This window comes from Paenactinomyces guangxiensis, assembly GCF_016055185.1.
Classification (GTDB): Bacteria; Bacillota; Bacilli; order Thermoactinomycetales; family Thermoactinomycetaceae; genus Paenactinomyces; species Paenactinomyces guangxiensis.
The window spans coordinates 172233-196771 of record NZ_JAECVR010000003.1; the positions used below are offsets into that span (position 1 = coordinate 172233).

Annotated in this window: 25 protein-coding genes and 2 pseudogenes; 9 read left to right on the forward strand and 18 right to left on the reverse strand. The window is 39.2% G+C overall.

Annotated features, from left to right (window positions below):
* Positions 1–116: 116 nt before the first annotated feature.
* Positions 117–599, reverse strand: a complete 483-nt coding sequence (locus I8U27_RS05220; protein WP_181751563.1) for an Lrp/AsnC family transcriptional regulator — start codon at positions 597–599, stop codon at positions 117–119.
* A 368-nt stretch (positions 600–967) separates the two neighbouring features.
* Here I8U27_RS05220 and I8U27_RS05225 point away from each other — a divergent pair, with 368 nt between their 5' ends.
* A complete protein-coding gene (locus I8U27_RS05225; protein WP_181751564.1) occupies positions 968–1201 on the forward strand; it encodes a hypothetical protein in 234 nt (77 codons plus the stop codon).
* Positions 1202–1687: 486 nt separating this feature from the next.
* On the opposite strand, the gene I8U27_RS05230 is transcribed toward I8U27_RS05225, so the two are convergent.
* The 7 genes from I8U27_RS05230 to I8U27_RS05260 all read right to left on the reverse strand — a co-directional run bounded on the left by I8U27_RS05230 (position 1688) and on the right by I8U27_RS05260 (position 8786).
* Complete coding sequence (locus I8U27_RS05230) at positions 1688–2323, reverse strand: acetyltransferase (RefSeq protein ID WP_181751565.1); 636 nt, start codon at positions 2321–2323, stop codon at positions 1688–1690.
* Positions 2323–3441: a DegT/DnrJ/EryC1/StrS family aminotransferase gene (locus I8U27_RS05235; protein ID WP_181751566.1), complete on the reverse strand. Its 1119-nt coding sequence runs from the start codon at positions 3439–3441 to the stop codon at positions 2323–2325. The genes I8U27_RS05230 and I8U27_RS05235 overlap by 1 nt, the downstream gene beginning before the upstream one ends.
* A gap of 40 nt (positions 3442–3481) precedes the next feature.
* Positions 3482–4375 (reverse strand): glycosyltransferase family 2 protein, encoded by an 894-nt coding sequence (locus tag I8U27_RS05240; protein WP_181751567.1) that lies wholly within the window; start codon positions 4373–4375, stop codon positions 3482–3484.
* Between the two features lie 62 nt (positions 4376–4437).
* Positions 4438–5487, reverse strand: coding sequence for a CgeB family protein (locus I8U27_RS05245; protein ID WP_181751568.1), 1050 nt, complete (start codon positions 5485–5487; stop codon positions 4438–4440).
* 42 nt (positions 5488–5529) lie between these two features.
* Positions 5530–6195, reverse strand: a complete 666-nt coding sequence (locus I8U27_RS05250) for a glycosyltransferase family protein (RefSeq protein WP_181751569.1) — start codon at positions 6193–6195, stop codon at positions 5530–5532.
* A gap of 308 nt (positions 6196–6503) precedes the next feature.
* Positions 6504–7202: a class I SAM-dependent methyltransferase gene (locus I8U27_RS05255; protein WP_181751570.1), complete on the reverse strand. Its 699-nt coding sequence runs from the start codon at positions 7200–7202 to the stop codon at positions 6504–6506.
* Between the two features lie 588 nt (positions 7203–7790).
* On the reverse strand, positions 7791–8786 hold the full coding sequence (locus I8U27_RS05260; protein WP_181751571.1) for a CgeB family protein: 996 nt from the start codon (positions 8784–8786) through the stop codon (positions 7791–7793).
* A 222-nt stretch (positions 8787–9008) separates the two neighbouring features.
* On the opposite strand from I8U27_RS05260, the gene I8U27_RS05265 reads away from it, so the two are divergent.
* Positions 9009–10094 (forward strand): glycosyltransferase WbsX family protein, encoded by a 1086-nt coding sequence (locus I8U27_RS05265; protein WP_181751572.1) that lies wholly within the window; start codon positions 9009–9011, stop codon positions 10092–10094.
* Between the two features lie 172 nt (positions 10095–10266).
* Here the strand turns inward: I8U27_RS05265 and I8U27_RS05270 are convergent, their stop codons facing one another.
* The 6 genes from I8U27_RS05270 to I8U27_RS05295 form a co-directional block, all read right to left on the reverse strand.
* Complete coding sequence (locus I8U27_RS05270) at positions 10267–10932, reverse strand: glycosyltransferase family protein (RefSeq protein ID WP_181751573.1); 666 nt, start codon at positions 10930–10932, stop codon at positions 10267–10269.
* 122 nt (positions 10933–11054) lie between these two features.
* On the reverse strand, positions 11055–11492 hold the full coding sequence (locus I8U27_RS05275) for a M67 family metallopeptidase (protein ID WP_309506116.1): 438 nt from the start codon (positions 11490–11492) through the stop codon (positions 11055–11057).
* Positions 11476–11655 carry a hypothetical protein gene (locus I8U27_RS05280; RefSeq protein ID WP_181751574.1) on the reverse strand — a complete coding sequence of 60 codons (180 nt, stop codon included), beginning with the start codon at positions 11653–11655 and terminating at the stop codon, positions 11476–11478. Before I8U27_RS05280 ends, I8U27_RS05275 begins: the two co-directional genes overlap by 17 nt.
* A 95-nt stretch (positions 11656–11750) precedes the next feature.
* Positions 11751–13403, reverse strand: coding sequence for a coiled-coil domain-containing protein (locus I8U27_RS05285; protein ID WP_181751575.1), 1653 nt, complete (start codon positions 13401–13403; stop codon positions 11751–11753).
* Positions 13404–13515: 112 nt separating this feature from the next.
* The gene (locus I8U27_RS05290; RefSeq protein WP_181751576.1) at positions 13516–14742 is read right to left on the reverse strand and encodes a BMQ_0737 family morphogenetic spore coat protein; all 1227 of its coding nucleotides are present in this window, start codon (positions 14740–14742) and stop codon (positions 13516–13518) included.
* Positions 14743–14821: 79 nt separating this feature from the next.
* Positions 14822–15013, reverse strand: a complete 192-nt coding sequence (locus tag I8U27_RS05295; protein WP_181751577.1) for a hypothetical protein — start codon at positions 15011–15013, stop codon at positions 14822–14824.
* Positions 15014–15264: 251 nt separating this feature from the next.
* Between I8U27_RS05295 and I8U27_RS05300 the strand changes: the two genes are divergently transcribed.
* The 6 genes and pseudogenes from I8U27_RS05300 to I8U27_RS05320 all read left to right on the forward strand — a co-directional run bounded on the left by I8U27_RS05300 (position 15265) and on the right by I8U27_RS05320 (position 19830).
* Entirely contained in the window at positions 15265–16491 is a 1227-nt protein-coding gene (locus tag I8U27_RS05300) for a hypothetical protein (protein WP_181751578.1), read from the forward strand.
* Between the two features lie 7 nt (positions 16492–16498).
* A complete protein-coding gene (locus I8U27_RS05305; protein ID WP_309506117.1) occupies positions 16499–16846 on the forward strand; it encodes a DUF1360 domain-containing protein in 348 nt (115 codons plus the stop codon).
* 186 nt (positions 16847–17032) lie between these two features.
* Positions 17033–17215, forward strand: a complete 183-nt coding sequence (locus I8U27_RS05310; protein WP_181751580.1) for a hypothetical protein — start codon at positions 17033–17035, stop codon at positions 17213–17215.
* A 274-nt stretch (positions 17216–17489) separates the two neighbouring features.
* Positions 17490–17980: pseudogene (locus tag I8U27_RS20505) on the forward strand (transposase); the annotation flags it as partial.
* A 72-nt stretch (positions 17981–18052) separates the two neighbouring features.
* On the forward strand, positions 18053–19084 hold the full coding sequence (locus tag I8U27_RS05315) for a hypothetical protein (protein ID WP_181751581.1): 1032 nt from the start codon (positions 18053–18055) through the stop codon (positions 19082–19084).
* A 50-nt stretch (positions 19085–19134) separates the two neighbouring features.
* On the forward strand, positions 19135–19830 hold the full coding sequence (locus tag I8U27_RS05320; protein WP_181751582.1) for a hypothetical protein: 696 nt from the start codon (positions 19135–19137) through the stop codon (positions 19828–19830).
* Positions 19831–20128: 298 nt separating this feature from the next.
* On the opposite strand, the pseudogene I8U27_RS05325 reads toward I8U27_RS05320, so the two are convergent.
* The 4 genes and pseudogenes from I8U27_RS05325 to I8U27_RS05340 form a co-directional block, all read right to left on the reverse strand.
* Positions 20129–20714: pseudogene (locus tag I8U27_RS05325) on the reverse strand (LOG family protein).
* Positions 20715–21028: 314 nt separating this feature from the next.
* Complete coding sequence (locus I8U27_RS05330) at positions 21029–21319, reverse strand: class I SAM-dependent methyltransferase (protein ID WP_258567762.1); 291 nt, start codon at positions 21317–21319, stop codon at positions 21029–21031.
* A 183-nt stretch (positions 21320–21502) separates the two neighbouring features.
* Positions 21503–23242 (reverse strand): cell wall-binding repeat-containing protein, encoded by a 1740-nt coding sequence (locus I8U27_RS05335; RefSeq protein ID WP_181751584.1) that lies wholly within the window; start codon positions 23240–23242, stop codon positions 21503–21505.
* A gap of 143 nt (positions 23243–23385) precedes the next feature.
* Positions 23386–23559, reverse strand: a complete 174-nt coding sequence (locus I8U27_RS05340) for a hypothetical protein (protein WP_181751585.1) — start codon at positions 23557–23559, stop codon at positions 23386–23388.
* A gap of 205 nt (positions 23560–23764) precedes the next feature.
* Between I8U27_RS05340 and I8U27_RS05345 the strand changes: the two genes are divergently transcribed.
* Positions 23765–24331 carry a thermonuclease family protein gene (locus I8U27_RS05345; RefSeq protein ID WP_181751586.1) on the forward strand — a complete coding sequence of 189 codons (567 nt, stop codon included), beginning with the start codon at positions 23765–23767 and terminating at the stop codon, positions 24329–24331.
* Positions 24332–24539 lie beyond the last annotated feature (208 nt).

The following is a 24539-nucleotide window of genomic DNA, read 5'->3' on the forward strand; positions in this document are numbered from 1 at the left end:
CCGCTGAGGACGGGTATACGAGTTGGATCGTACACTACTGAGCCCCAGCAAAAGGCCAGCAGAATTCATTCATTCTTACAAATGAAAAATATCTTCATACATTTTGGAATAAAAAATTATTGCACTCCCCAATCGTATGATTGCTTATGAATTTTCAGCAGCATGGAAGAATCAGTCGCCTCAATGCCTTCGATATTGCTTAATTCGGTCGTTAAAATACGGTAAAACTCTTCGGTTGATGAAGTGATGATCTCGATAAACATATCAAATGTTCCGGTTGATACAGCAACAAAGCGTACTTCAGGGATCTTTTCCAGCGCTTTGATAATCTCATCCAGCTTGTTGAGCCGCACCTTTAACCCCAGCATCGCGACGGTGGCCATACCGGTTTTAAACGGATCCACCACGCCGACAATCTTCAAAATCTGGTTTTCCATCAGGCGCTGTACACGGTTGCGAACTGTACCTACCGTCACCTTCAGCTCTTCGGCAATTTCCGTGTAAGAGCAACGACCATCTTTCTGTAAATATTCGATGATCGCCTTGTCCACCTCATCAAGGGTATAACCGTTTCCTTTACCACCTGTCTTTTTCTCCATATCACTCCTCCTCCGATATTTTATTCAATATACTATATTGTATTTTTTTCAATTTCAATAGTTTAAAAGTAATAATTATATAATATCACATAGTACTTTTTGACATTTTTTCATTATCGGTATAAACCATTCCGTCAACTCTGGAAAAACAAAAGAGATCCCTTTGCCTAAGGACAATAGGGGTCTCTCTCTTCGTCCACTGGTTTGTTCGTTTGATTATTCACTATTGATATTAATATTCAAAAAATGGACACATGCTTTTATCCCCAACAGAGAGAAAAGGCCTTACAATAATATTGTAATCTTGATGAAAGATTACTGAAATTTAACTCAAAATTCTGTCCTAGAGTAGAAAGGGCGATTATCATATGGCAAAGTATTATGGAAAATACGAAATGAATGAAACCCAAACTCCAAACGCGATGACCTGGCTGCAACTGGGTGATGAGGTCCACTTGGTAAACCGGGTGGGGAAAAAGATGGGCTTCACGGTGAAAAACACATACAAGTACAACAACAAAATTGTGTATGTCACAGATCGTTTTGGCATCGTCTATGCAGATGAATTAAGAAATGTTCCGGTCCCCTCTTTGCAAAATTAATCTGCCGTCACATTCCGGGCTTTAAATAGTCTGATGATTCTTTTAAGTAGCTCAAAAATCCAACTGTGTATAATCACGAATAGCAGGGGATAATGAGATTTCCGTTACTCCCTGCTATTCTTTTATTTTTAGTTTGTGTCCCATATAGAGACCATTCGCTTTTCTTGACCTAAAGTGAATAAAGGAATGCGTTTCCCATACTTTTGGATCATAGTCTGATTATGCTCATCCGCCCCATCAATGTTACCGCTCAGGAAAACCGGCATTTCGGCATTGTTCTCAACCAGGATTTGAATTGCCTCATTTCGTGCTGCTTCTTTTAAAGCTGTCATATCGCCCAAATGGTCACTTAAAAGGATGAAAATACAGAGCCCTGGGCACGTAAACTGTCTCCCAGATCCGTAATGCTCCTTTTCTTTTCATGTCATAGTGTTTTTTCTTTTCTCTACACAGCTATTGTAGATATTTGATGAAATCATAACGTTTCTAAATTAAATTTTTTTTAAAATGAGCTGGTACTCCAGCATATAATGTATTCTTCGAGACATCCTCTTTAACAAAAGCTCCCCCTCCTATAACAGACCAAGCTCCAACTGTAATTTTTTCACGGATGGAGGCACCTATGCCAAGATAAGCCCCTTCCTCAATTGTTACGTTACCAGCGATATTGACACCAGGGGAAACCGTAACATAATCTTTAATAATATTATCATGACTCACGTTTACACTCCGATTAATGATTACAAAATTTCCTATATAAACGTTTGTAGTTAAAATACTTCCTTCACATATTATACTCCCACTTCCTAAGTGATTACGTTTAGAGATATAAACGGAGGGATGCACAATCGTGTTTGCCAGCTTAAAGCCAGCCTTTCTTGTTTTTTCAACAAAACGCTTTTTTAAAGCCGGACTACCAACTCCTGCACAAACAATTTCTACCTTATCTTGAAGGTGAATAATATCCTTAAGATCACCTAATACTGGAACATCATCTACTATTTTTCCTTTCATTTCGGATCTTTCATCGAGAAATCCGATCACCTCATATCCTAATTGCTCACAAAGATGATTTACTTCACGGGCATGTCCTCCACATCCCCAGATAACAATTGTTTTCATCAATCGCAAATCCCCTCAATAACAAAAATTACGTGATTCAAATCCATTTCTTCCCATAATGGCAAACTAATGATCCGTTTCGACAGGTTCTCAGTAACGAATAAAGAAGTATGAGGACATGATTTAAATTGACTTTGTTGATGACAAGCCGGAGAAAAATATGTCCTCGCTTCAATTTTTTTATTAGCAAGCCGTTGAATAAAATCTATATTACTCTGTCCTTCTGGGCATAATGCGGGCATAAATTGATAAGCTATTTTTCCATTAGTCTTTTGAACATGCCAACCTTTTTCTAACAATTTTTTTTGGTTCAATTTCTCTAAATACCACTGATGAATTTTCATTCTAGTCTTTAATTTTTGAGGGAAGACTTTCAAAGTTGATAAAGCGATGGCTGCTGAGTATTCAGACATCTTTCCGTTCAGTCCCTGTAAAGTCGATTCTCTTTCAATGGAAAACCCGAAATTTGCAGCTTGACGTATCTTTCGGATTAACTTTATATTTGCGCTATATAGTAAACCACCTTCACCAATGCCAAAAGATTTAGTAGCATGAAAACTAAATACAACAATACCCGGAAAATTCTTCCCGAAATGTCCTTTTCCTTTGTCTCCCATAGTCCCAAAACTGGCAGCAGCATCAACAACAACGGGTATTCCTGATTCATGTATTTCCCGATAATATCTCAAATCCAAATTAGTTCCAAAAGTAGCATATGGAATCACAATCGCAATCTGATCGCCAAGCCTTTTTAAAAGATCACTAAGTAACTCTTTATTCATACACCAGTCATCTGAGTAAATATCTATAAAATAAGGTTCTAATCCACACCACATCGCTGCCAGAGGTGTAGCAGCAAAGGTAAAACTAGGCATTAAAGCATATTTTCCTTTAGAACGCTTACACTTAGAAATTGCCAGCATTAAGCCGATCGTAGCATTATTAACGGTAGTTACAGCTCCGATATTATCGAAATATTCATTAAGAACCCGACTTTCGAAACGGGTATTTATAGGACCATAGTTACTGTATATTCTGGATTCCTCAATTTCGGAGAAATACTGTGAAAATTCCTCTCGTTTAACTAGATTCGGGCGTAAAAAAGGTATTTTTGTCAAAAGAATTTGATACCTCCTTTCAACATAGAAAATGCATTGTTCAAATCGTCTTCAATATGAATTCGATTCGTTTTAAATCTTCGATCAGCTTATTTTTCTCGGATAGGGTTTGGGGGGCTGGAATCACCTGCTGGTAACGAGAGAGTGCAGCCTTATATAAATCTACAGTATGAAGGAAACCATCTTCCCTTGAATCGATAATTAAATCCAAAAATTCACGGATTGGTAAATAACCAGAACCGAGCGTACTGCTGTTTTGGTTTGGATGGATCCTAAAATAACTTAATGCTTCTGAGATATATACTGCTTTTCCTTTTGATAATAATGACAACCAAGAAGCTAAGTCATTGAGATGAGTATATTGTTTGTTTTTATATACTCCAAATTTTTCAGTAAGATCTCTTTTTCTAAATAATACAGTTGTGGGCTCACCAATTACATTCATACATTTAGTCAAAACGTAATTCCCCAGATGCTTACCATCCAGTATTGTTGTTTCTTCAAATAACTTTTCGGTGCCGAGTATAGGGGGAATAAAGTTACCGTTTAAATCTATGGTTTGCCTGAAAGAAGAGACAAGAGCTATATCTTCGCTTTGTAAATAATATCTCATCATTTTTTCAATTTTTTCTCTATGAAAGACATCATCATCCATAAGATAATTGATATATTCTCCAGATGCTAAGTCAAAACACCTGTGCCAGTTTCCAAGAAATAGGTTTTTCTCATTTTTAAAATATTTGAGTTGAGGGTATTTAGCAAGATAAGGAACAAGCATTGCATAGACTCGATTGTCTGTACTATCATCGCAAATGATAACTTCTATATTCGAATATGTTTGTCTTAAAGCACTGGTTAATGCTATTTCTAAATAATGTGGTCTATTATATGCTGGTATGAGTATACTGACCAAAGGAAGGTTATTCTTTACCATTACCATACTCCCCTTAATTATACTTTTTGAGTTAATCAGATTTTTCGGATCCGTCTCCTTTGTTATCCGAAGATTGTTTTTAACATTTTTAGTACTCTTTTTTGGAAAGTATGTTCACGCATAGTTTTTTGAAAACCCCTCAAGGCCATTTCATATCTTTCATCCTCATGCTGTAAATAATAGTGGATTTTTTCGATTAATTCATTGGGTGAAGTATAAGTAACAATCTCATATCCCGGAGTATAACAGCTGCTTAAATCCTGACGGACATCAGTTAATTGAAATGCTCCGCAAGCTGAAATCTCAAATGTTCGAGGATTAATGGAATAGGCATTTAAATTTCTGGTGTTCTTTTTAAATAGAGTCTTGTCATCATGAGAACGATGAAGATTGATAACGATATTAGCACCGTTGAAAAAATTTGCCACTGTGGTAGATGGTATACCTGTGGGAACAATTTTGTTTGACAGCAGAGAATAATGTGAGAGTTTATTCCATAAAGGACCTATAATGATAATGTTCATATTTGACAAATATTTTGCTATACTGTTGAAAAAGGAAATTCGATTATTCCATGCAGTTCCTATAAAACAAATATCTCTTGCGTAGGCCATATCTACATAGTTTGGATAAAAAATATTTGTATTTGCGGCAAATGGAAGATAATGAACTTGTTTACACCCCAACATCTTATACAAAGAAACACAACTTAGTTCATTGGTAAATACAAAATCATAATATTGGGCAAACTGTGTTGTTACATCCGTATAATAAGGATCATCCGTAAACCATACTGCCGTTTTGATTCCCATTTTTCGAATGGCTTGAATTTGTTGGTAAGGGGTCTGATCACCCAGTAAAACCAAGACAAGATCTGGTTGTGTCTGGACAGCTAGATTTATAATGTCTGCATCAGGAGTTACTGTGATAACCTCACGTACCAATCCCTTAAGACCTTCAACAATTCCTTGATTAATTATCGGATAAGGACCTCCAAGAGGACCTCCGATAAAAAGTAACTTAATGTCCCAAAAAGCTGTTTCATTTTGAATTAGGTGCTGTACCGATTCTTGACATCTTTTAATATGAAGATTACGTTTCCAAGAACCCATTTAGTATCACGCCTTTTTAGGAAATAAGATTTAGTAACAGGATTAAGAGGAATAATGTTGGATAAAAATCTTTTGAACAGCCCTATAATCCGATAAGTTAAAGGTTTGGTTGTGATGTAGGTGGTAATGAAAACACCAGGGTTTGCGCTGATTTGCAACACCGACGAGGTAACGCCGTCTCGTAAATTCCCTCGATTGTGAAATATCATAGAAGTGATAACCTTTAAATAAATCCGACCTCCATGGAATATCATATTGTGTCGCCATTAAGAACCCATCAACGGCTTGTACTGGTTCAAAGAGACCATGAACTTCACCAAAATTCTGTAAAGTTCTAATCCCATTAGGGAGTCCGATTACCTTTCCAACTAACCCTGTACCTTGCCACCAGATGCCATTTGAAGGAAGATTTTTACATCCAGCTAGACCTAGCAGACCTAAAGAAGGATTAGATTGAAATATGGTCAAAATATCTTGAAGAAAATTTTGGTTTACAATATAGGTATCTTGATGAAGATAAACTTTGTATTTTGCATCATTTTTTAAAGCCAGGTTATAACCTTCAAAAATACTTTGTATTCCATGAATTGGGAACAATTCAACTTGATAACCGCTTGGAACAATCAAATTCCGTATATACTTGAGACAACTGGAGTATAGTATGTCATTATTTACACAGGTGACAAACAAAAATTTTCGTTCATTCATCTGTATTCTTCCTCCACTTCTCTCACCTTATATTTTTGTATTTTCCATACAACAAGAAAAATGATTGAAACTATACTGAAATGTTCAATAAATTATGCAAAGATAGGCTGTCCCTTTCTAAATAAACGTTGAAGTTACTTATACTTCTTTTAGTCTAAGTTAAAGATATCTCTTTAAATAATATATAATTCAACTGATAAAATGGTAACGGTTGTTACCTATCCAGATAAGCCATACAGATGATCTGTTATGTCAGACGTAAAAAACCTAGCATCCATTTTACTTTTTATGCTAGGTTTTCAGTCTAATTATAGTCCTGAAAAGGCGATGATTTGTCTAATCGTTAAATCATCTTCTTGATTGTTCGGGATTAAAATTCCTAATCCATTATTTGTTTTAACCCGATAAAAGCGGATGGGAAAATAGGTTTCTCGCAAAAAATCCTCAATAGCTGTTAATACACCATTTTTTTCACCACCCTCATAAGTAGCATTATTTAACCCTTGATTGGTGCCTCCTTGATCTGCAAGTTGAGATTGACCCGCTTTTATTCCTTTGGTAGAGTATGGTTTGCGATAATGAGCCGGAATGGTGTCTGGTAGATAATACATATCCCTTCTGCCATACGGCCATTCAGTGTCGTGCAAGAAAACGATGGGGAACTTGCCCGTTTGTTTCGCTTTGTTTTCGATTATTTTTAATTCATGGTAAACCGTATACCAGTTATGATCACCATCGATTAAAACAGCATCATAATGTTTGATTTGCGGCAAAGCGCAGAGACTTATTTGCCTCCATATTTGCAAGCGATTTCCGTAAATAGATTGAAATGAAGCTGTATCAAATTGCGGAAACGGATCAATGACAAATAATTTGGCATTTCTTTCACAGCAGCATTTCAATATCTTTACCGTATGTGCTCCCGAAGCTGCTCCAATCTCTACGATAGATTGCACATTACGTTTCTTAAAAATCGGTTGTATAATCTTTTCCCAAAAACGGTGCATGTCTTGACCATCTCCTTTATTATATTTTTCATAAAGGTCTTTAAATTATCTCTCCTGTGTCATTCAGTCTATAAAATGTGGCATGTGATTTAAAACAGGTTTTGAAATTAAAGGCTAAATCCTTGTCTTATCAGGTACTGGTTGAATGGTTGCGTGATGTGGTAGTCTATCATTACGAGATAAGTTTTTTATCCTTTTTATTGTTGTGGAGACTTATAGCTTTCTACAAAAGAAGGCAGGTTTGGTGTGGGTTGGTGCTTTCATCTAACCACATTTAGGCGGATTTTTCTATTTAACTTTTAAAAGAGTTATGCAACAACCTCGAATATGATAATGTATATGATTTAAGTAATCTGTTTGTGTAGTTCAAATAGCATTCACCCTGAAAATTTCTGTATTACAGGGTACACTGACGTAACAAACCCACTTGGACGTCAGTGTACTGCGCCCCTAAATGTCAACACAACTAGGCTACTTTTTGTATAGATTGGTTTAATGCAAATATCGAACGGCATGCGATGAAGATTCATAGTTTAAAGAAGATGTAGACGACTATTTTTCAAGGAGAAGGTGTTCATCTGACTAAGTTCAAGAAAAAACTTTTCTAATTAATTGTTTTATTCGTATTTCATAGGTATTTTCTTTCATTGTTCGTTGAAAACCTCTTAAAGCAATTTTCTTTCTTTCATTGTCATTACGCAAATAGTAATCAACTTTTTGAATAAATTCATTAATCGATGTGAAAGATTCGATTTCTACACCGGGTGTATAAAATTCCGATAAATCTTGGCGTACATCGGTTAACTGAAATGCTCCACAGCTTGATATTTCAAAGGTTCGATTATTAATCGAAACAGCTTGAATATTCTCGCTGTTTCGATTATAGGAATCGTTATGGGAACGGTGCAGATTAACAACAATTTTTGCTCCATTGTAATAGCGGGCAGTTTCTTCAGGTTTCATCCATTTATTCAAACGAATCTTGTCTTTCAGGAGCATAAAGTTACGAAGGCGATCCCACCATATACCTGAGATAATCACACTTTTTTCAGATAGATAGCTTGCCAAAGCATCGATTAAATAGACTCGGTTCCAATATCCACTACCTATGAAACATATGTCCGACTGATAAGAAAGATCCACATCTATTGGACGAAAAACACTGTGATCCGCAGCTAACGAAAGATGAAAAACTTTTTGGCATCCCAATCTTTGATAAAACGAAACGCACCCCAGATCCTGTGTAAAAACATAGTCATATTGAGGGGCAACACTCCTTGTTATATCCGTATAATAAGGATCATCTGTAAACCATACAGCAGTTTTGCATCCTAATCCTTTTATAATATTTATTTGATTGACAGGTCGGAAAACACCGCAAAATGCAAGTACAAGGTCAGGATGCAACCTTTTTAAAAGTTCTTCTAAGTTCTGATCAGGATGAATCATTGTAACTCTCTTAACAACTTTTTGCAGCGCATTAAAAATAGCTTGCTCGAGTGGTGTATAAGGTTCTCCCTTGATTCCTGAAGTCACAAAAAGAATATTTTTGTTCAATCTGGAAGATCTTTCGGTCAAACTCATCCTTGATCACCCTTTTTTGTCCATTATCATTGCAATAAAGATCTCATTATGACCAAATCATGAATGTATATTTATTTCATTTTTTATAACTATTTATCAGTTTCAGATCATAAAAATACCCAAGGAAGGTTCTTTATTTTCAAATAAAGCTTTTTTGTTCTGTGCTAACCACTTTGCAATTAAGTCTGTACCTAAATTACCTCTCTAGGAGTGTTTTCTATAATGAATTTACACCAATCCGATTTCGGTACCAAAATTATTGCGATTTATTTGCCACAATTTCATCGGATACCTGAAAACGATCGGTGGTGGGGCGAAGGATTTACGGAGTGGACGAATACCCGTAAAGCAAAACCATTATTTTCAGGACATTACCAGCCAAGAGAGCCTTATCGGGATTACTATTATGATCTGACCGATCCGAAAGCAAGAAAATGGCAGGCAGATATAGCAATGAAATACGAAATATACGGATTCTGCTATTATCACTACTGGTTCAAAGGAAAATTACTGCTTGAAACACCTTTCAAGGAAGTGCTCCGAACGGGAGAACCGGACTTCCCATTCTGCCTTTCATGGGCAAATGGGCATTGGACTCGGACATGGGATGGTTTGGAGCACCACATCTTAATGCGTCAGGACTACGGGGATGAAGAGGATTGGAAGATGCATTTCGATTACTTATTACCGGCATTTATGGACAAAAGATATATTCGTGTTGATAACAAACCGCTTTTTTTAATTTATCAACCCTGGCATGTTAGACGCTGTGAAGATATGCTGGAATATTGGAATAAGTTGGCGAAAATAAACGGTTTAGAAGGTATCTATTTTGTGGAAACAATAGGAATTGGTTGCCATAGAAATATGCCAGGATTTAATGCCCGTATGCTATTCGAACCCTTCTTTACAACTTCATACGATCTCCCTAAACATACATTCTCTAGATTTGTCAAGACAGTACCTGCCCTTGATCAGAAACGATATATCAAATTATTTAATTATGATGTCGTTTGGGAGCAGATTTTGCAGCGCATAGTACCATCAGATAAGCCAACCTTTTTAGGCGCATTTCTGGATTGGGATAACTCAGCACGACGTGGTTATGATGCTCTTATTTTTTATGGAGCACATCCGGAAAAATTCGTTATCTATTTCGATCAGTTAGTTAAAAAGGCGAATCGGGTAAAAAGTGAGTTTGTGTTTATCAATGCCTGGAATGAATGGGCCGAGGGAACTTATTTGGAACCTGATAAAAAGTACGGTTTTGGATATCTGGAAGCAGTAAAGAAAGCATCGGAAATATAACCATATTTCCTATATAAACAGTGATATAGGACTAAAATGATCCATAATCAAGATCACTAATCCAAGTCATACCCCAAGTGAAAAACAGAAATTTATCTATGACTAAATATGAACATGTTTAGTGCATAAATTCGAAGATCAAGTACACTCAAAAAAAGGTGATGTAGACCTTTTATATGGTTATATGGTTATAATGCTGAAGAAAGATATTCTGATGATATCGATATTCCACCTCATTAAAGGAACTTGTATGATAATGCAGGCACCAGGGCTTTGTTTGTTTTGGAACGCCAACCAGGTACCCTTGTTTGATAAACTCAATCGACTGGGAACTATCATAAAAGTGAAATCCTTTACATATGTCTTCCCGCCAGGGGAGGTCATACTGAGTGGCCATCAATAATCCGTCAATCGATTCAACTGTTTCAAAGGGGGCATGAACTTCCCTGAATTCCACTAATTCGTATTTCCCCCCTTTGTAAGCGACCACTTTTCCGAATATATCCTGTGCTTCCCACCAAATTCCATTTTGCGGAAGAATTTTGCAACCAATTGTCCCCAGAATCCCCAGAGAAGGATTTGATTGAAACAAACTTAAAATATCATGCAAAAAGTTTCTGTTTAGAATGAATGTATCTTGATGAAGATAAATTTTATATTTTGCATCGTTTGACAATGTTTGATTATATCCTTCTGCCATGCTTTTTGCTCCACGAATGGGTAACAGTTCGAAGGTATAATCTGGAGGAACGTCTAACTTCTGAATATAGTTGATGCATGTCTCGTACAACTTTTCATCATTTACGCAGGTGACAAACAGAAATTTATGTTCGTTCATCATAACTCCTCACTTTTTTGCTCATACAGATTGAAATGTCTCCACATCAGTGGAGAACTCTTTAGTATTCATTTGAAAACCAGATAACCAAGACTCCCCTGGCTTTGCCACGGGGAGTGGGGTTAATGGTCTTGAAATAGTTTAAACACAAGTGGAATCACTTGCCTATTCTGGATCCGAAAACACCCAATTTCCGGTATTCGCTTCGCCAGCGAGACGATTATATAAGCTAATTCCGGATCGGGGGCATGATCAATGTCATTAGCAGACGGAAAAGGTGGAGCAGTAGGATGGGAATGATAAATACCGATCAGATCTTCACCTTTATTTTTGATCAACTGGAATACGTGCTGGATTTGTTCCGTATCCATTTCAAATGAAACAGGAGTGCGGCGGATATTCTCCATCATCCAAACTGTGTATGACTTGCAGTTCTTGCCTGACAAAAGGCCACAGGCTTCATATGGAAATTCTCTCAGGCAATGGTTAACCATTTGAACCCACACATCGTATTGAACCAGGAAGATATTTTTCCATGTTTTACTAAAATCTTTTTCCACAACAACGTCGCTGTTGAAACGGTTGCTGGCTGGAATGAGACAACCTTCTTTCTGTTTGCAAAGAATCTGATGGTAGAGGTTGGTTTTTATCTTCTTTTCGCTGAGTATTTACAATCACAATCCCATATTTTTTGTATATCTCCCAACGCTGGTCTTTGGTCATTCATGATCCCTTCCTTTGTAAGACGAGATATCTTTATCTTATTCTTTGTCCTACTGAAAGGTTAGTAAAATAATGAAAAACGGGCGAAGATATATTCATCTTTTTTTAGAAGGGTGATATGGAACTTGGTGTTCTCGCAGAAACCTGGATAATTGATTAGAATCTGCACTTGGGGCTTGCGGAACCTGATATTTTGGATCCTGAAAAGCCGCATTTTTTGAAAAGTATTGATGGTTAGTGCTCCTCTGTCTCTCATAAGCTAAATGTTTTTCCTCATCATATCTGTCGTTCCGATCTGGTTGTTTTTCTTCATCATATCTATTATTCTGATCTTGTTCTTTTTGCGAAACCTGATGTTTTGGATCCTGAAAAGCCGCATTTTTTGAAAAGTATTGATGGCTGGTGCTCCTCTGTCTCTCATAAGCTAAATGTTTTTCCTCATCATATCTGTCGTTCCGATCTGGTTGTCTTTGCGTTTCTTCCTTTTGTCTCCACACATTGAGGATGCTAAACAAAGATTGTTTATTATTTTTTGATTTTTCTTTATATTTTTTTATCTCTTCCTCTTTCTTTTTCAAAGTTTTTTGATACTCAGCAAGTTGGTGAATCACTTTTTCTTTTTGTTCCAGGAATTTCTCCAATTCCTTTCCCTTCTCCTGAAGCTGACGAATCAATTCATTCTTTTCAACATTCGCTTCTTGATATTGTTTCAGGACTTGGTCTTTCTCTTCCATCATCCGTTGATATTCCTCTTCCTTCTTCCGCAGTTCCCAGATCACCTGATCCTTTTGATTTTCTCTTTCCTTAAATGTTTTCAACTCGTACTTGAACTGCTCCAATGCTTGTTCATACTCTGTCTCTTTCATTCTAAGCTCCCTGAGCGTCTGCTCTTTTTGTTCCAATAATGTTTGCGATTCCCTTTCTTTTTCTTTCATACGGCGAATTTCTTCTGCATACTCTTTTAAAACCTGTTCTTTCTCTTCCATCACCCGTTGATATTCCTCTTCCTTCTTCCGCAGTTCCTGGGTCATTTGAATCTTTTCACCCTCTCTTTCCTTAAATGTTTTCAACTCGTGCTTGAACTGCTCCAATGCTTGTTCATACTCTGTCTCTTTCATTCTAAGCTCCCTGAGCGTCTGCTCTTTTTGTTGCAATAATGTTTGCAATTCCCCTTCTTTCTCTTGCAAACAACGGATGACTTCAGCTCCCTCTGCTTCCCTGGATTGATGCTGTTTTAGGGTTTGATCTTTCTCTTTCATCACCCGTTGATATTCTTCTTCCTTCTTCCGCAGTTCCTGGATCATTTGATTTTTTTGATTTTCCCTTTCTTGAAGCGTTTTTATTTCTTCCTTCAATTGCTCTACTTCACTTTGATACTTCACATCCCTTGCTTTCAGGTGTTGGATGGTGTGCTCTTTCTGTTGCAGCAACTTTTTCCATTCCGACTCCTTTTCTTGAAGTAAATGGATCGTTTCATTCTTTAAGGTTGACCTTTTTTTGTATTTATTTAAAATTTTTTCCTTTTGTTGTAATTTTTGTTCAAGTTCGTTTTTTCTGTCTTGATGCTGCTTTATCATTTCTAGATATGTTTTTTCGCCCTCCTCATATTCCTCTATTTTTTCTTTTATTTTCATTAAATACTCTTTGTATTTCATTTCTTTTGCTTCATATATTTTCATAATATTATTCAGATATTGAATATTTTTTTTGTAGGCACTAATTGGATCAGATCCCCTTTTCTCTGCCATTTAGAATTCCACTCCAATACATTGCCATTTATCCTACACATATGATGCTGGGCCAAAAATGTGCAAAGAAAAACAGGAGAAGGATGTCTTCTCCTGACTCATTCAAAATTGCTTAAACTGGATAAGGTAATCTCAGACAGTCACGGACGATAAGCGTGGAATCCGGAACAAGCACGCCGCCTGGGACCGTAGCAAATAGTTGTGCGCCTGCGAAGTCAGTAAGTGTGAGTATATAGGTATCGGAAAGTCCAAGAGGTGTTTCGACCAATGTCAGCGAGAAGGTCGTCGGCTGTTGTGTTCCGTTAGGGAATGTCACGATCCCCTGGCCTGTAACAGTCAATACCAGATTACCTACTGCAGGAAGCAGGCAGGTGGGCTGATTAAATTGAGTAGCCGTAAAGGTGAAACTTTGGTCTCCAGGAGCTTCCACATAAGGCGGTGCCGAAGGTGTATCAGTAAATTGGAAGGTGAGTGTGCTGCCTGCCAGGCTGCAGTTCGGACAAATTTCTGCATCGATGCGTGCAGTTCCGGTATCAGTGGGGATTGCACCAGTTCCAATGATAACTGCCAGATTCTCGTTGGTGGCGTGTACCGAACCCTGGCAATCACAGTTTTGCACCGGGAAGAAATCACATTGTGGCGGGAAGTCAACCCGCGGCGGGCATACAAACGGCGGCTGTTCCGGCAGTGTGATAGGTCCGCGCGGCTGGCAGAATTTGGCCAGAACCTCCAGTTTTACCTCAGCTTCCACTTGCACTTCTTTACAGATGCTCACTTCGATTTCCACTTCACCGTCAAAGATTAATCCTGTCGCACTACAGTTAACTTCGGTAATGCGACATAAAATGTTCTCTTCATTCAACGGCTGTGGCAGGCAGAGAACCACATCATCACTAAACCGGACGGGTACTACGAATGGCGGACATATTTGTGTTGGTGTTGGGGCGGTTTCATTGAAAATACTAATCGTTACTGGTACGAGAAACAAAATCCGCACGATCGCTACTTCAACAGGTGTACCCGTTACGGGGCTCGGAATAGTGATCCGCCGGATTGGTTGTACAACCCGACAACTGGGCTGACCCGGTACCGGCTCAGGTTGTGGCTTGGGTAAAAGCGGAAATGTGCCCGTACCCGCTGGGCAAGAGACATCAACGCGCAGGGCATCTCCGTTTTGAAGAGCAGCTTCTACTGCTTCAAGGCATTCAGCTGGAATTGGTGCTTTATTCCGTTCGACATTGGCAAAGATAACCCAATCGTATACTTTTTGTACGCGAATACATTCTTCCTGGGCATTATTTGGCGGTAAAGGTAGCTGCGAACCTTGAATTTTCTTCATTCATGATCCTCCTTTTGATACAAGATGCATTTCATGATTCATTTTATGGAGTTTTTGTGAGAGCGTTTGGTAAAATAGCCTATTTTTTCATATAAATAACTAAAATAGATGTATTAACTACTGCGTTTTTTTCTTTGTGAATTGATGATAAAGACTCTGTAATACCGACAGAACCGTGTTGAAACAAACAAATAGATAGTTTTGCAACCTCTTCAAGTGCCTCTTTCATTAAAAAAGGGCGCTCAGCCGCAATATCTGTTTTCTTTTCCAAGATGATCTAATCAATAATCTTTTAATACGAGTACATTCTTTTCTTGTTCTCAGAAGAGGTTGCTGCCTATAACTTTAAACAAGATGGGTATAGCACGATCATTCTATGCAGTATCGAAATTCCCGTTAGCTCTCAAAAGCCCATTTTTGCATAAAACTTCAAAATAGGCATTCCACATCCAACACGTTCTTGAAAAGGCTTCATACAATGAACACGAGCCCCACAAAGAATTTCATGGAGGGGGGAATCAAATGGACGTACAAATTTACTGGAATGAGGAGAAAAAAGGGGTTATACCGTATCCTTCTCTTCCCGCCTTACGACTCCTATGCGAACAACATGGGATCCGAACGCGGTGGAATGCGGAAGAAAAGAAAATGGAATTATGGGAGGCAAACCTCACAGAAAAAAAAATTTATCTGGAACCAGGCAGCAGCCGGGCACCCCGATCATCTGATTCAGCACAATATGAAACCGAAATACTGACACAAGTTCAGCATTTTCTTGCTGCGATGGGAGCAGAGGTATTATTGCAGCAAAGTCCGTCAGCTCCTCAGGATCACGCAGATGTATACATTCAATGTATGGTCAGTCGTATAAAATCGATAAACAATCCGCAGAGCACCCTTGTCCTCCATTCAAACCACCAGAACAAAAGATTGCTTCATTCAATCCAAAAAGAATTGATTCGAATGGGATTCAATAACAAAGTGAAAAAACGTATAGATAAACGTGATTCCAATCGCTTTATCAATATTCACATTCATCTCCCTGAAGCACAAAAAGAACTCCTCAGGCAGGAATACCAGGAACCTATCGCCATAGGCCTCGCTTCAGGCATTCTCCGATATTTTCATGAGAAATATCCGTTGGCAATTCTTTCTTCTCTACCGCCGGATATCCACGAAATATTTATGACAACCCGACCGAACATTCATCCTAAACCAGCCACACAAGAAGCCGGGCTGGGACCATCCCCAGTATCTGCAGAAAAATACTTAATAGAAAGCAAAGAGTTAAAGGCAGAGGTATTTTTCGACTATACCCTGCTTCTGCCCGGTACTGATGATAACAGGTGTTTAATATGGGGGAATTTGTATATAAAAAACACGGGCACGGAAAATTTAGTCAATCCTCTCGTCTGTCTGCGTTCAACTCCTGCAGATACCATTCAACTGAGAGGACAGATCCTCCCGCCCAATATGACAGAAACGCTCAGTGTTCAAGATTTTGAAGGAGCAAAAGGTTGGAGGTATTTGGAAGAGGATTGGTTTAAAAAAGCGCAAGAACGGGGAGAATTTTGGATTTGTCCGATCCAGTCCATTCAGATCCCGCCCGGGGAAATGGAGGTTCACGCTTTTCAGATTTCAGTTTTAAAGCCACAATCTGAAGGCACAGTAACGATCGAAGGGATCGTATCCTTTCAGGAACAAGGACTACAATTTCCAGCGAACAACCGCATCTCTTTATCATTCTAAAACTGGAGTGATCAAATTGTTTGACATTTCATGGCTTCACTTGATCATTCTTATACTTGCTTCTTTTCGACTAACTCATTTGATTGTGTTTGATGAAATTGCTTCTTTTATCCGGGAACCCTTTTTGAGTGTCACCTTTGAAGAAGATGATTCCGGACAGGTAAGACGTCAAATCGATATCAAAGGATCTGGTTGGCGTTATCGAATCGGATTTCTTCTCAGTTGCCACTGGTGCATCGGAATCTGGTCATCCTTGTTCATTGTCGCACTGTATTGGTTTTTACCTGCTTCTTTTACTTTCATTCTAATCCTGGGAGTAGCGGGAGCTGCCGCTATTCTTGAATCCAAGCTGTAACGCTCAAAGCGAAGCGATTTCCACAAAGACCTCTTATTTCTTTTCTTTCTAAAAACAAAGCGAGTCTCCTCTACACATTGAACCATCGCTTGTAAAAGGGAGCGCGATATAACAGTAACCACACGTTTTGATCTCCAAAATCATATAGCAATATTAACCGGACCATTTAAGAAAGGAGCTTTTTATATGGGCAATCATATAGGTAATAATAAAACAGGAGATCGTTTGGAATCAAATATGGAACCTGAATTGCAGGATAAGAATCAAACGGATAAGGAAAAGAAGGGAAGTCCACGGAGAAGAAGATCAGTTCTAAGAAGTTGCGAAAACAGGCCGAAAAAGAAGAAAAATAAGAGAATGAATAAATGAAAAAATCCATTTTATCAAAACCGCTATTCTTTAAATAGCGCAGGCTGTTGACAAACCCATACCCAAGATTACACATGTTAAACGAAAAAATTTTGACCTTCTACAATCGCTTCTACAGAAAAAGTCCTCTTTTTCATCAGAAGAGGACTTTTTCTACAGTCTGGGACGACCCAAAGGGTCGCCTCAGCTTGTCGACAAAGTCTGTTTTTAGCAAGTACACAAGCTTTTTTTGTCGAATCATATTTAATAGAAAATGATAAATGGGAGATTTTTTATGTTATCCAAACATGGGAAAATCGGTCGAAACCAACTTGAGATCCCCAGTCACTAAATCATCTAATGCTATTGGTCCGCAAGATTGAAGACAGCATTGATTTTGACTTTATCTATGACCTTGTTGAAGACTATTATTGCCTTGATAATGACCGTCCCCAGTGTTGATCCGGTGGTCTTCAAAATGCCGTTAATCCAATGTTTATATGGAAACATGAGGCAAACCATTAAGGAAATTGAAACCAATGTGGCTTATCGTTGATTTCTGTTATGGGCTCACAGAAAAAATTTTCCATTTTTCAACGTTCGGAAAAAATTATGTTCGCCGTTTTCAAGACACGGATCTATTTGAAGTGATTTTTTATCGCAATTTACAAGAAGCCATCGATCAATGGTTTTGTCAATCCAGAAGTCATCTTTATTGATTCAACACATGTGAAAGATAACGCAAATAAAAAGAAATATGTTAAGAAGTTGGTTCGGGCACAGACCCTGGGGAACGGCTATTCAAAAAACATATAATCGTATATAATATTTGTCTACTATTTGACTACAGGAGGACTTATGTTACAGGTAACCCGTGATCTCATTCAATTGGTTCATTCCGGGGAAAAGAAATTTCACAAGATAGATTTTTCTCTCTCTTTTATTGGCAATTATGGGGAAGTAGAAGACGCAGAGGCTCTGCTGGACTTGTATCTGGAAAAACCAGATGGCATGTATGGTATAGAACTGCTGGAGGTCATACAACAGATAGGAAATTTACATACAGCGCAGAGGCTGTTTAAACATGCCGTGGAAGGGAAGCGGGTACGGAGAGGTTACTATGGAAATATATTTAACTGCCTTGCTTACCTTGGATACAAGCCTGTGGAATCCATTCTCTATCATCTCCTGGAGCAAGAGGATGAGCTGGATGTGGATCAATGTTTAGCGCTTCTTCATTTTCCTTGTACTGGATATGAAAAAAGGATCCGCCGGAAGATCTTACAGTATAAGGATAAAAATCTCTTTCCCGAGTTTTTGCCAATACTGGCATGCAGGGTTCCCGATCCTGATTTACCGGATATCCTGTACGAGTGGGGAACCAAATGGGCATCCCCCGATTGTAATGGAGGTCTCATCCTGGGATTATCCCTATATGGGGAACAGGAACGGGAGCGCTTTAAAAAAATCCTCTGGGATCGCCGCTGGGAAGCACACGGGAGATCCACCGGTTCGATTTACTGGACCATTCTTGGAATGCAGTATCTGGGAATGACCTTTGACGAGCTTTATGAAGATATCAGGAAGGCACAGGAAACGGGTTGTAACCCGGAGGATTTAGACTATCGTGTCTGGGTTTTGGAGGAACTGCTGGAGTTCAGAATCACTACTGCTACGCCGCCCCCGCTTCGATTTGTGCAACCATTTTTAGAAACATATGAGGATCTTTATGATATGTTTTTTGATTATTCCAATGATCATTATGAGCACTCCATCATCGAATGGGTAGACCGGAATGTAGAAGATAAGGAGTATTTGGATTTTCGTGGACTGAAGAAGCTGCTTCTCTCCAGGATGGAGCAAGAGTTTTGGAAAAAGTATCTCCGGTAATTATATCATCCTGTGCTTCGTGTTTTTCAGTTATCAAGGGAGGGGTCCAGTTGGAAATACGTTATCATAGAAAAGCTCTGGAACTGATGGGTTTAACACCTGAATTCTCGAAAGAGAGAATAAGGAAGATTGAAACGTTTGAAAAACAACATGGCTGTGGTCTGCCTGCCGCAGTACGGGAGCTGTTCTCCTTATCCGGGGTTGAAGAGTGGTTTCTGGGAGTGAATCAGGATCGTCTTTTACGTATAGAAGAGCTTCGTCTGGAAAGACATGAAGAATTTTTGGAGGATGAAGACTTAAAGCTAAAAGGACTTTCCAGCGAGCTATTTCAGGAGCCTGCCATCACCTTTATGGTGGAGAATCAAGGGGTTTGCTGGTGGGAGGTCATATTGAATGGTTCGGACGATCCACCGGTGTTGGTTCCTCTTCACTATGAAAGTAATACATGGATGATTGCGCAAAAACATTTTTCTGATTTTTTCCTCGCAGTTACTTTTGATCATGCGTTGCTAAGGAAAGAGGAAACATTGTGGGATACGAGTGATCATTGGTCAGGAAAGGATCTGCCAGGCTTTAAACGTCTGCCAACCACATACGGCTGGCCCATGGAAGACCCAAAATACCGATATCAAAAAGGAAGTCTGCTGTTGTCCATTCACGGCGGAGAAAGCGGAGATATCTGGATCAGCGGTTGGAAAAATGAAAAAGAGCTGGAAGAAATAGAGACTTTACTTGAAAAAAACTGAAAGAATGAGTATCCGATCATGCAACTTTTTGTTTGACATTCATACCCCTCTTTGAAAAATTAACCTGCCCGCACAGTTCATGCTTTAAATAGTCTAATGATCTTTTAAGTAGCTCAAAAATCCAACTGTGTATAATCACGAATAGCAGGAGATAACGAGATTTCCGTTACTCCCTGCTATTCTTTTCTTTTACTGAGGTGATAAGGCTTCCTGGCAAATTCGTTCGCACACCATCATCCGGGGGATCTTACACTCATCTGCTTTATAAACAGTGATCGATTGCAAAGTACTTGTACGTTCATTTTCCCTCCAGTTCGCTCCATTTATTGACTTTTGCGGGTGGTTGGTAGATTTTCAGCTTTTCAATCAAGGTAATTGGATCACTTTCACAAATAATCAGTTCCCGCTGTACGGAAGGAATAAATCCTGCCTCGATCGCCCGGTCTACCATTTCTTGCAAAGGTTCATAAAAACCGTTTATATTCAGCAGTCCAACAGGCTTATGGTGTATGCCAAGCTGCCCCCAGCTTACTGCCTCAAAAATCTCCTCCAACGTGCCGTATCCTCCCCGGCAAAGCAATGAATGCATCTGCTAACTCGCCCATTTTAGCCTTTCGCGCATGCATATCTTTTACCTCAATCAGCCGGGTAAGACCCCGGTGTACCACCTCGCCGCGAAACAGGCCTTTCGGCATGACTCCAATCGCCGTTCCGTTTCCCTCTAAAACAGTATTGGCCAGCACGCCCATCAGCCCAACTTGCGAACCACCGTATACCAATTCAAATCCATTTTGAACCAGTTCTTCACCAAGTTGAGCCGCTCCGCTTGCAAACTCCGGATAGTTTCCGGGATTGGAACCGGCAAACACACATATTCTTTTCATGCTGGTATCTCCTTTCCTCCAATATCTATATAATTATAGATCAGAAGAATCTAACTTACCCAGGAGGAGATAAGTATGCAATTAAGCGAACTACAGCGATTCATCGACGAGATCTATCAGATAAGAGGCTGGAAGGAGTTAGATCCATTTATCCGAAGATCGTAGAAACACATATAAGTAAACTGAAAAAACGTTATGAGGAGGAATAACCGAAAAGGAACTATGTTACGGGTAACCCGTGATCTCATTCAATTGGTTCATTCCGGGGAAAAGAAATTTCACGAGATAGATTTTTCTCTCTCTTTTATTGGCAATTATGGTGAAGTATAAGATGCTCTGCTGGACTTGTATCTGAAAGAACTGGATGGCATGTACTTGCGCCCCAGTTCAAGTTGTCTCATATCAGCTTGAATCCAATGGACCGAAACACCTCGATCTAAGGCTTTTTGTTTTGCGGCTTCCAACATTTCCGGAGTAATATCAAAACCTGTCATATCATATCCTCGTTCAGCCAAAGGTATTGTCATCCTCCCCGTTCCGCACGCAATGTCTAAAACGGGGCTACCATATTGGTGAGCGAGATCACAATAAAACTTACTCTCCATTTCGTTCAAATCGTTCACGGAATCATAAATCTCGGTATCACGGAACTCCTCTTAGTTATCGTGGTTTATCATCTCAACACCTCCAATGTCCTCACACCCGATCAAGAATGGACTAATAACCAATATCCAACAAAAAACCTGCCCAAAATTCGGGCAGGTTTCGATCATAAAGGAAATTTACTCTTACTGAATTTTCGCGTTCAACTGTTGCTCCACAGTAGTGGAAACAGATCCTGTACCACCCAGGATATATATCACTTCATTTTCGTTCGCGTTTAAGAACTCGTTCACTTTTCCATCCAGCCTAGTTGGATAGCTGAGCATAATAGGTGCATACAGTTTAGCTGCCAATGGTCCACCCGAAAGAGCATCGGGGAAGTCTAAACCGTTTGCAAACACAAGCGTGTGAGGGTCCATGAAACCATATTGTTGATAAGTCAATCCGAAGAAGTCAACTAGGTTTACTCCTACTTCGAAGCGGTTGGCTCCACCTACACGATATACATTGTCTTTTCCTACATGGCTGTAAGAAGCTATTTTAGTTGCTACTGCATCTGAAACTGTCCCGGGTCCACCCACAATAATAAACTGTTTTACATTTGGGTGAGACTTGATAAAAGCATCAATTTCTGCAGGTACATAATCTTTGGATACCAGTAAGATGGGCATCATCATTTGTCCGGATGGGCTGGAAGCGGAAAGAGCATCGGGGAAGTTTAAACCACTTGCGATAAAGGCTGTATCCGTTCCGGTTACTTTGCTAATCTTACCCGCAATTTTAGCAGATACAGCAAAACGGTTTGCTCCATCATAACGTTCTGTTGTCAAACCCATGGCTTTTAATTGATTCTCTACATTAGTAGAAACAGAGCCTGTCCCACCCAAAATGATCGCATGAGAATACATCATCACTTCAATTTCTTGTTTTATCTTTTCTGGAAGAGCATTCGTTCCAGTCAAGAGAATAGGAGCGCCGTAAAAGCTTGCTAACGCACCTCCTGAAAGGGCATCGGTATAGAGATCACCCCGAGCAATGACAACCGTATCGGTTGGAAAAGGATAAGTGTCCTGGAGGAGTCGACTGATGTTAGCAGAAACTTCATAACGATCGGCACCAGCGATCCGCTTCATACCTGACACCTTGATTTTGAAAAATTCAATCGCCATGTTAGATGACCATTCCGAAGCCGTTAGAGTAGCAAAGTTATATCCTGCTTGAACAGGGATATCTTTCGAGTAAGGTGCTGAGGTACTGACCTCAATAACCCCTTTACCTTGACTTCCCATAGATATACCGGCATTATTAGCCCCACTGACAGAACCTGCAAATGTAACAGATGTCGTCCCTTTAGCAAGATGTACATTATGTGTAGCAGGACTAGTCGTTTCAACGGTTGGGACGTTATTATCCACAGTCATTTGAACGCCGTTTACTGTAAAATCATAATTAAAATCGGTTTCGGTTGGATCGAACTCAATGTCGTTATACTGTACTACGAAATCATACTCACCAGCTGGAAGCGTATCCCCATGATGATATACTTTTTCATCTTCCGGATTCCATGGGAAAATATCATACATCACCTTTGATGGAGTACCGTTTGAATTAACTTGGATGGTCCCGGCTTCAGATACGGTGAGATGATATACATGCCAGTGATAAGAATCGATCTTATCGGAAAAATCAACTTCATTCACATCCAATAGGGATGCACCACTTTTCGAATGAACAGCGTCTCGCCTTTGTTTTTCTCTCTTCGAAGCGAAGTGTTGCAGCATCTGCTTCGTTTTGATCTGTTTGGCTCTCTTTCGTTGTCCATCCAGGTTGATGTTGCCTTGAGCAGAAGAAAAACCGGGAAAAACCAGCATGGATATAACCATCATGGCGGATAAAACAGCTCCAGTCCATTTGCGTTTATTCATTTGATGTCCTCCTTTTATAACATTTAAGAATCTACATCTTATCATTCGTGAAAGCGCACAATTTTGTGGCAATTTTATTGAAATTCAGGAAATATTTTCACTCCCCGCCATATGAGCCGTAGCATTACTCTTTTCGATCCTTTTCATCTGTGATGGTATTTATCTTTGGCCGTCCCTATATGAAAGAAAAGACGCGTACCATTCGGATACTTGCTTAACTCTTTTTGAAGCCACTTCTCGGCCTTTTCATTCTTGTCGCTCTTCATATAATCAACATAAGCGCCGGTTCCGCCCTCTTCGCAAATGTCGACGGCCATTAAACACGATCATATCCATCTTTAGGCGGATAGCCTTTTAAAGCTTCTTTATTTCTAGCTTCTGTATTTTTCTGGTCCAACTTATAAATACTGAAAAATGCCAAAAATGAAATAGGGTTTTTATAAAATAGTTCTATGAGGTCTATAAACTGAACTCTCTTCTCGAATAAATATATATCGACATACATTTGCAGGAGGAAACACGTTGAAAAAGAAAGTATGGTGGGGCATCGCCGCTTTTGCTGTTTTATCTGTCATAGCGGCCTTATCCGACCCGCCGGAACCCAGTAAAGATCAGAAACTGGAGAAAACGGACTATCCCAAAAATATGGACCAAAGCTCTGCTATCTTTGAATTTTATTCAGGAACCATTGAAGAAGCAGTCTCCCCACTCAAATTGAAGATTTATCTCGAAACCAAAGAATCCATCCTCGTACATATTCCATTGGTCAAAGTTCCTGAATCAGACCAGCCTCTGGGAAAAGAAGTGTTGAAATTTGCCCAAAAGTATAAAGGCCAGGCGATCAGATTTTATCCTGTCTATCGAATCAAAAAAGGGGAATATATCGGTCATATTGCATTTATTAAAGATACTTACGGAGAAGAACTGATCGAAAACGGATATGCCGTGCTCCATAAAGAAGGAAAGTATGACCCCATCCGTGTACCCGAGTACCTGGAAAATCAACAATCCGCCCAAAAAGCAAAAAAAGGTGTAAATGCTAATCTAATTATTGACCACTTAGTGGTACAACGCTCAAAAAAAAGTTGACCACCTGAAGACCCCTTTCCTGTATCTTAAAAGTTGTCAGACTAATAGATACAGGAGGAAAGGAAATGCTTCAGATGGCTAACTATGAGTTTATCAGGAAACAACATTATGTGCTAGGGAAATCGATTCGCCAAATTTCAAGAGAGACTGGCTATTCACGTCAAGTTATCCGAAAGGCACTGAGTTCAACATAAATACCAGAGTACAA

Excerpts from the sequence above, each read along its gene's own strand:
- I8U27_RS05290 (WP_181751576.1), bottom strand. The coding sequence starts at position 14,742 with ATGAAGAAAATTCAAGGTTCGCAGCTACCTTTACCGCCAAATAATGCC.
- I8U27_RS05225 (WP_181751564.1), top strand. The coding sequence starts at position 968 with ATGGCAAAGTATTATGGAAAATACGAAATGAATGAAACCCAAACTCCA.
- I8U27_RS05300 (WP_181751578.1), top strand. The coding sequence starts at position 15,265 with ATGGACGTACAAATTTACTGGAATGAGGAGAAAAAAGGGGTTATACCG.
- I8U27_RS05265 (WP_181751572.1), top strand. The coding sequence starts at position 9,009 with ATGAATTTACACCAATCCGATTTCGGTACCAAAATTATTGCGATTTAT.
- I8U27_RS05340 (WP_181751585.1), bottom strand. The coding sequence starts at position 23,559 with ATGGCCGTCGACATTTGCGAAGAGGGCGGAACCGGCGCTTATGTTGAT.
- I8U27_RS05260 (WP_181751571.1), bottom strand. The coding sequence starts at position 8,786 with ATGAGTTTGACCGAAAGATCTTCCAGATTGAACAAAAATATTCTTTTT.
- I8U27_RS05310 (WP_181751580.1), top strand. The coding sequence starts at position 17,033 with ATGGGCAATCATATAGGTAATAATAAAACAGGAGATCGTTTGGAATCA.
- I8U27_RS05220 (WP_181751563.1), bottom strand. The coding sequence starts at position 599 with ATGGAGAAAAAGACAGGTGGTAAAGGAAACGGTTATACCCTTGATGAG.
- I8U27_RS05230 (WP_181751565.1), bottom strand. The coding sequence starts at position 2,323 with ATGAAAACAATTGTTATCTGGGGATGTGGAGGACATGCCCGTGAAGTA.
- I8U27_RS05315 (WP_181751581.1), top strand. The coding sequence starts at position 18,053 with ATGTTACAGGTAACCCGTGATCTCATTCAATTGGTTCATTCCGGGGAA.
- I8U27_RS05240 (WP_181751567.1), bottom strand. The coding sequence starts at position 4,375 with ATGGTAAAGAATAACCTTCCTTTGGTCAGTATACTCATACCAGCATAT.
- I8U27_RS05270 (WP_181751573.1), bottom strand. The coding sequence starts at position 10,932 with ATGAACGAACATAAATTTCTGTTTGTCACCTGCGTAAATGATGAAAAG.
- I8U27_RS05245 (WP_181751568.1), bottom strand. The coding sequence starts at position 5,487 with ATGGGTTCTTGGAAACGTAATCTTCATATTAAAAGATGTCAAGAATCG.
- I8U27_RS05280 (WP_181751574.1), bottom strand. The coding sequence starts at position 11,655 with ATGACCAAAGACCAGCGTTGGGAGATATACAAAAAATATGGGATTGTG.
- I8U27_RS05250 (WP_181751569.1), bottom strand. The coding sequence starts at position 6,195 with ATGAATGAACGAAAATTTTTGTTTGTCACCTGTGTAAATAATGACATA.
- I8U27_RS05330 (WP_258567762.1), bottom strand. The coding sequence starts at position 21,319 with ATGGAGAGTAAGTTTTATTGTGATCTCGCTCACCAATATGGTAGCCCC.
- I8U27_RS05335 (WP_181751584.1), bottom strand. The coding sequence starts at position 23,242 with ATGAATAAACGCAAATGGACTGGAGCTGTTTTATCCGCCATGATGGTT.
- I8U27_RS05285 (WP_181751575.1), bottom strand. The coding sequence starts at position 13,403 with ATGGCAGAGAAAAGGGGATCTGATCCAATTAGTGCCTACAAAAAAAAT.
- I8U27_RS05255 (WP_181751570.1), bottom strand. The coding sequence starts at position 7,202 with ATGCACCGTTTTTGGGAAAAGATTATACAACCGATTTTTAAGAAACGT.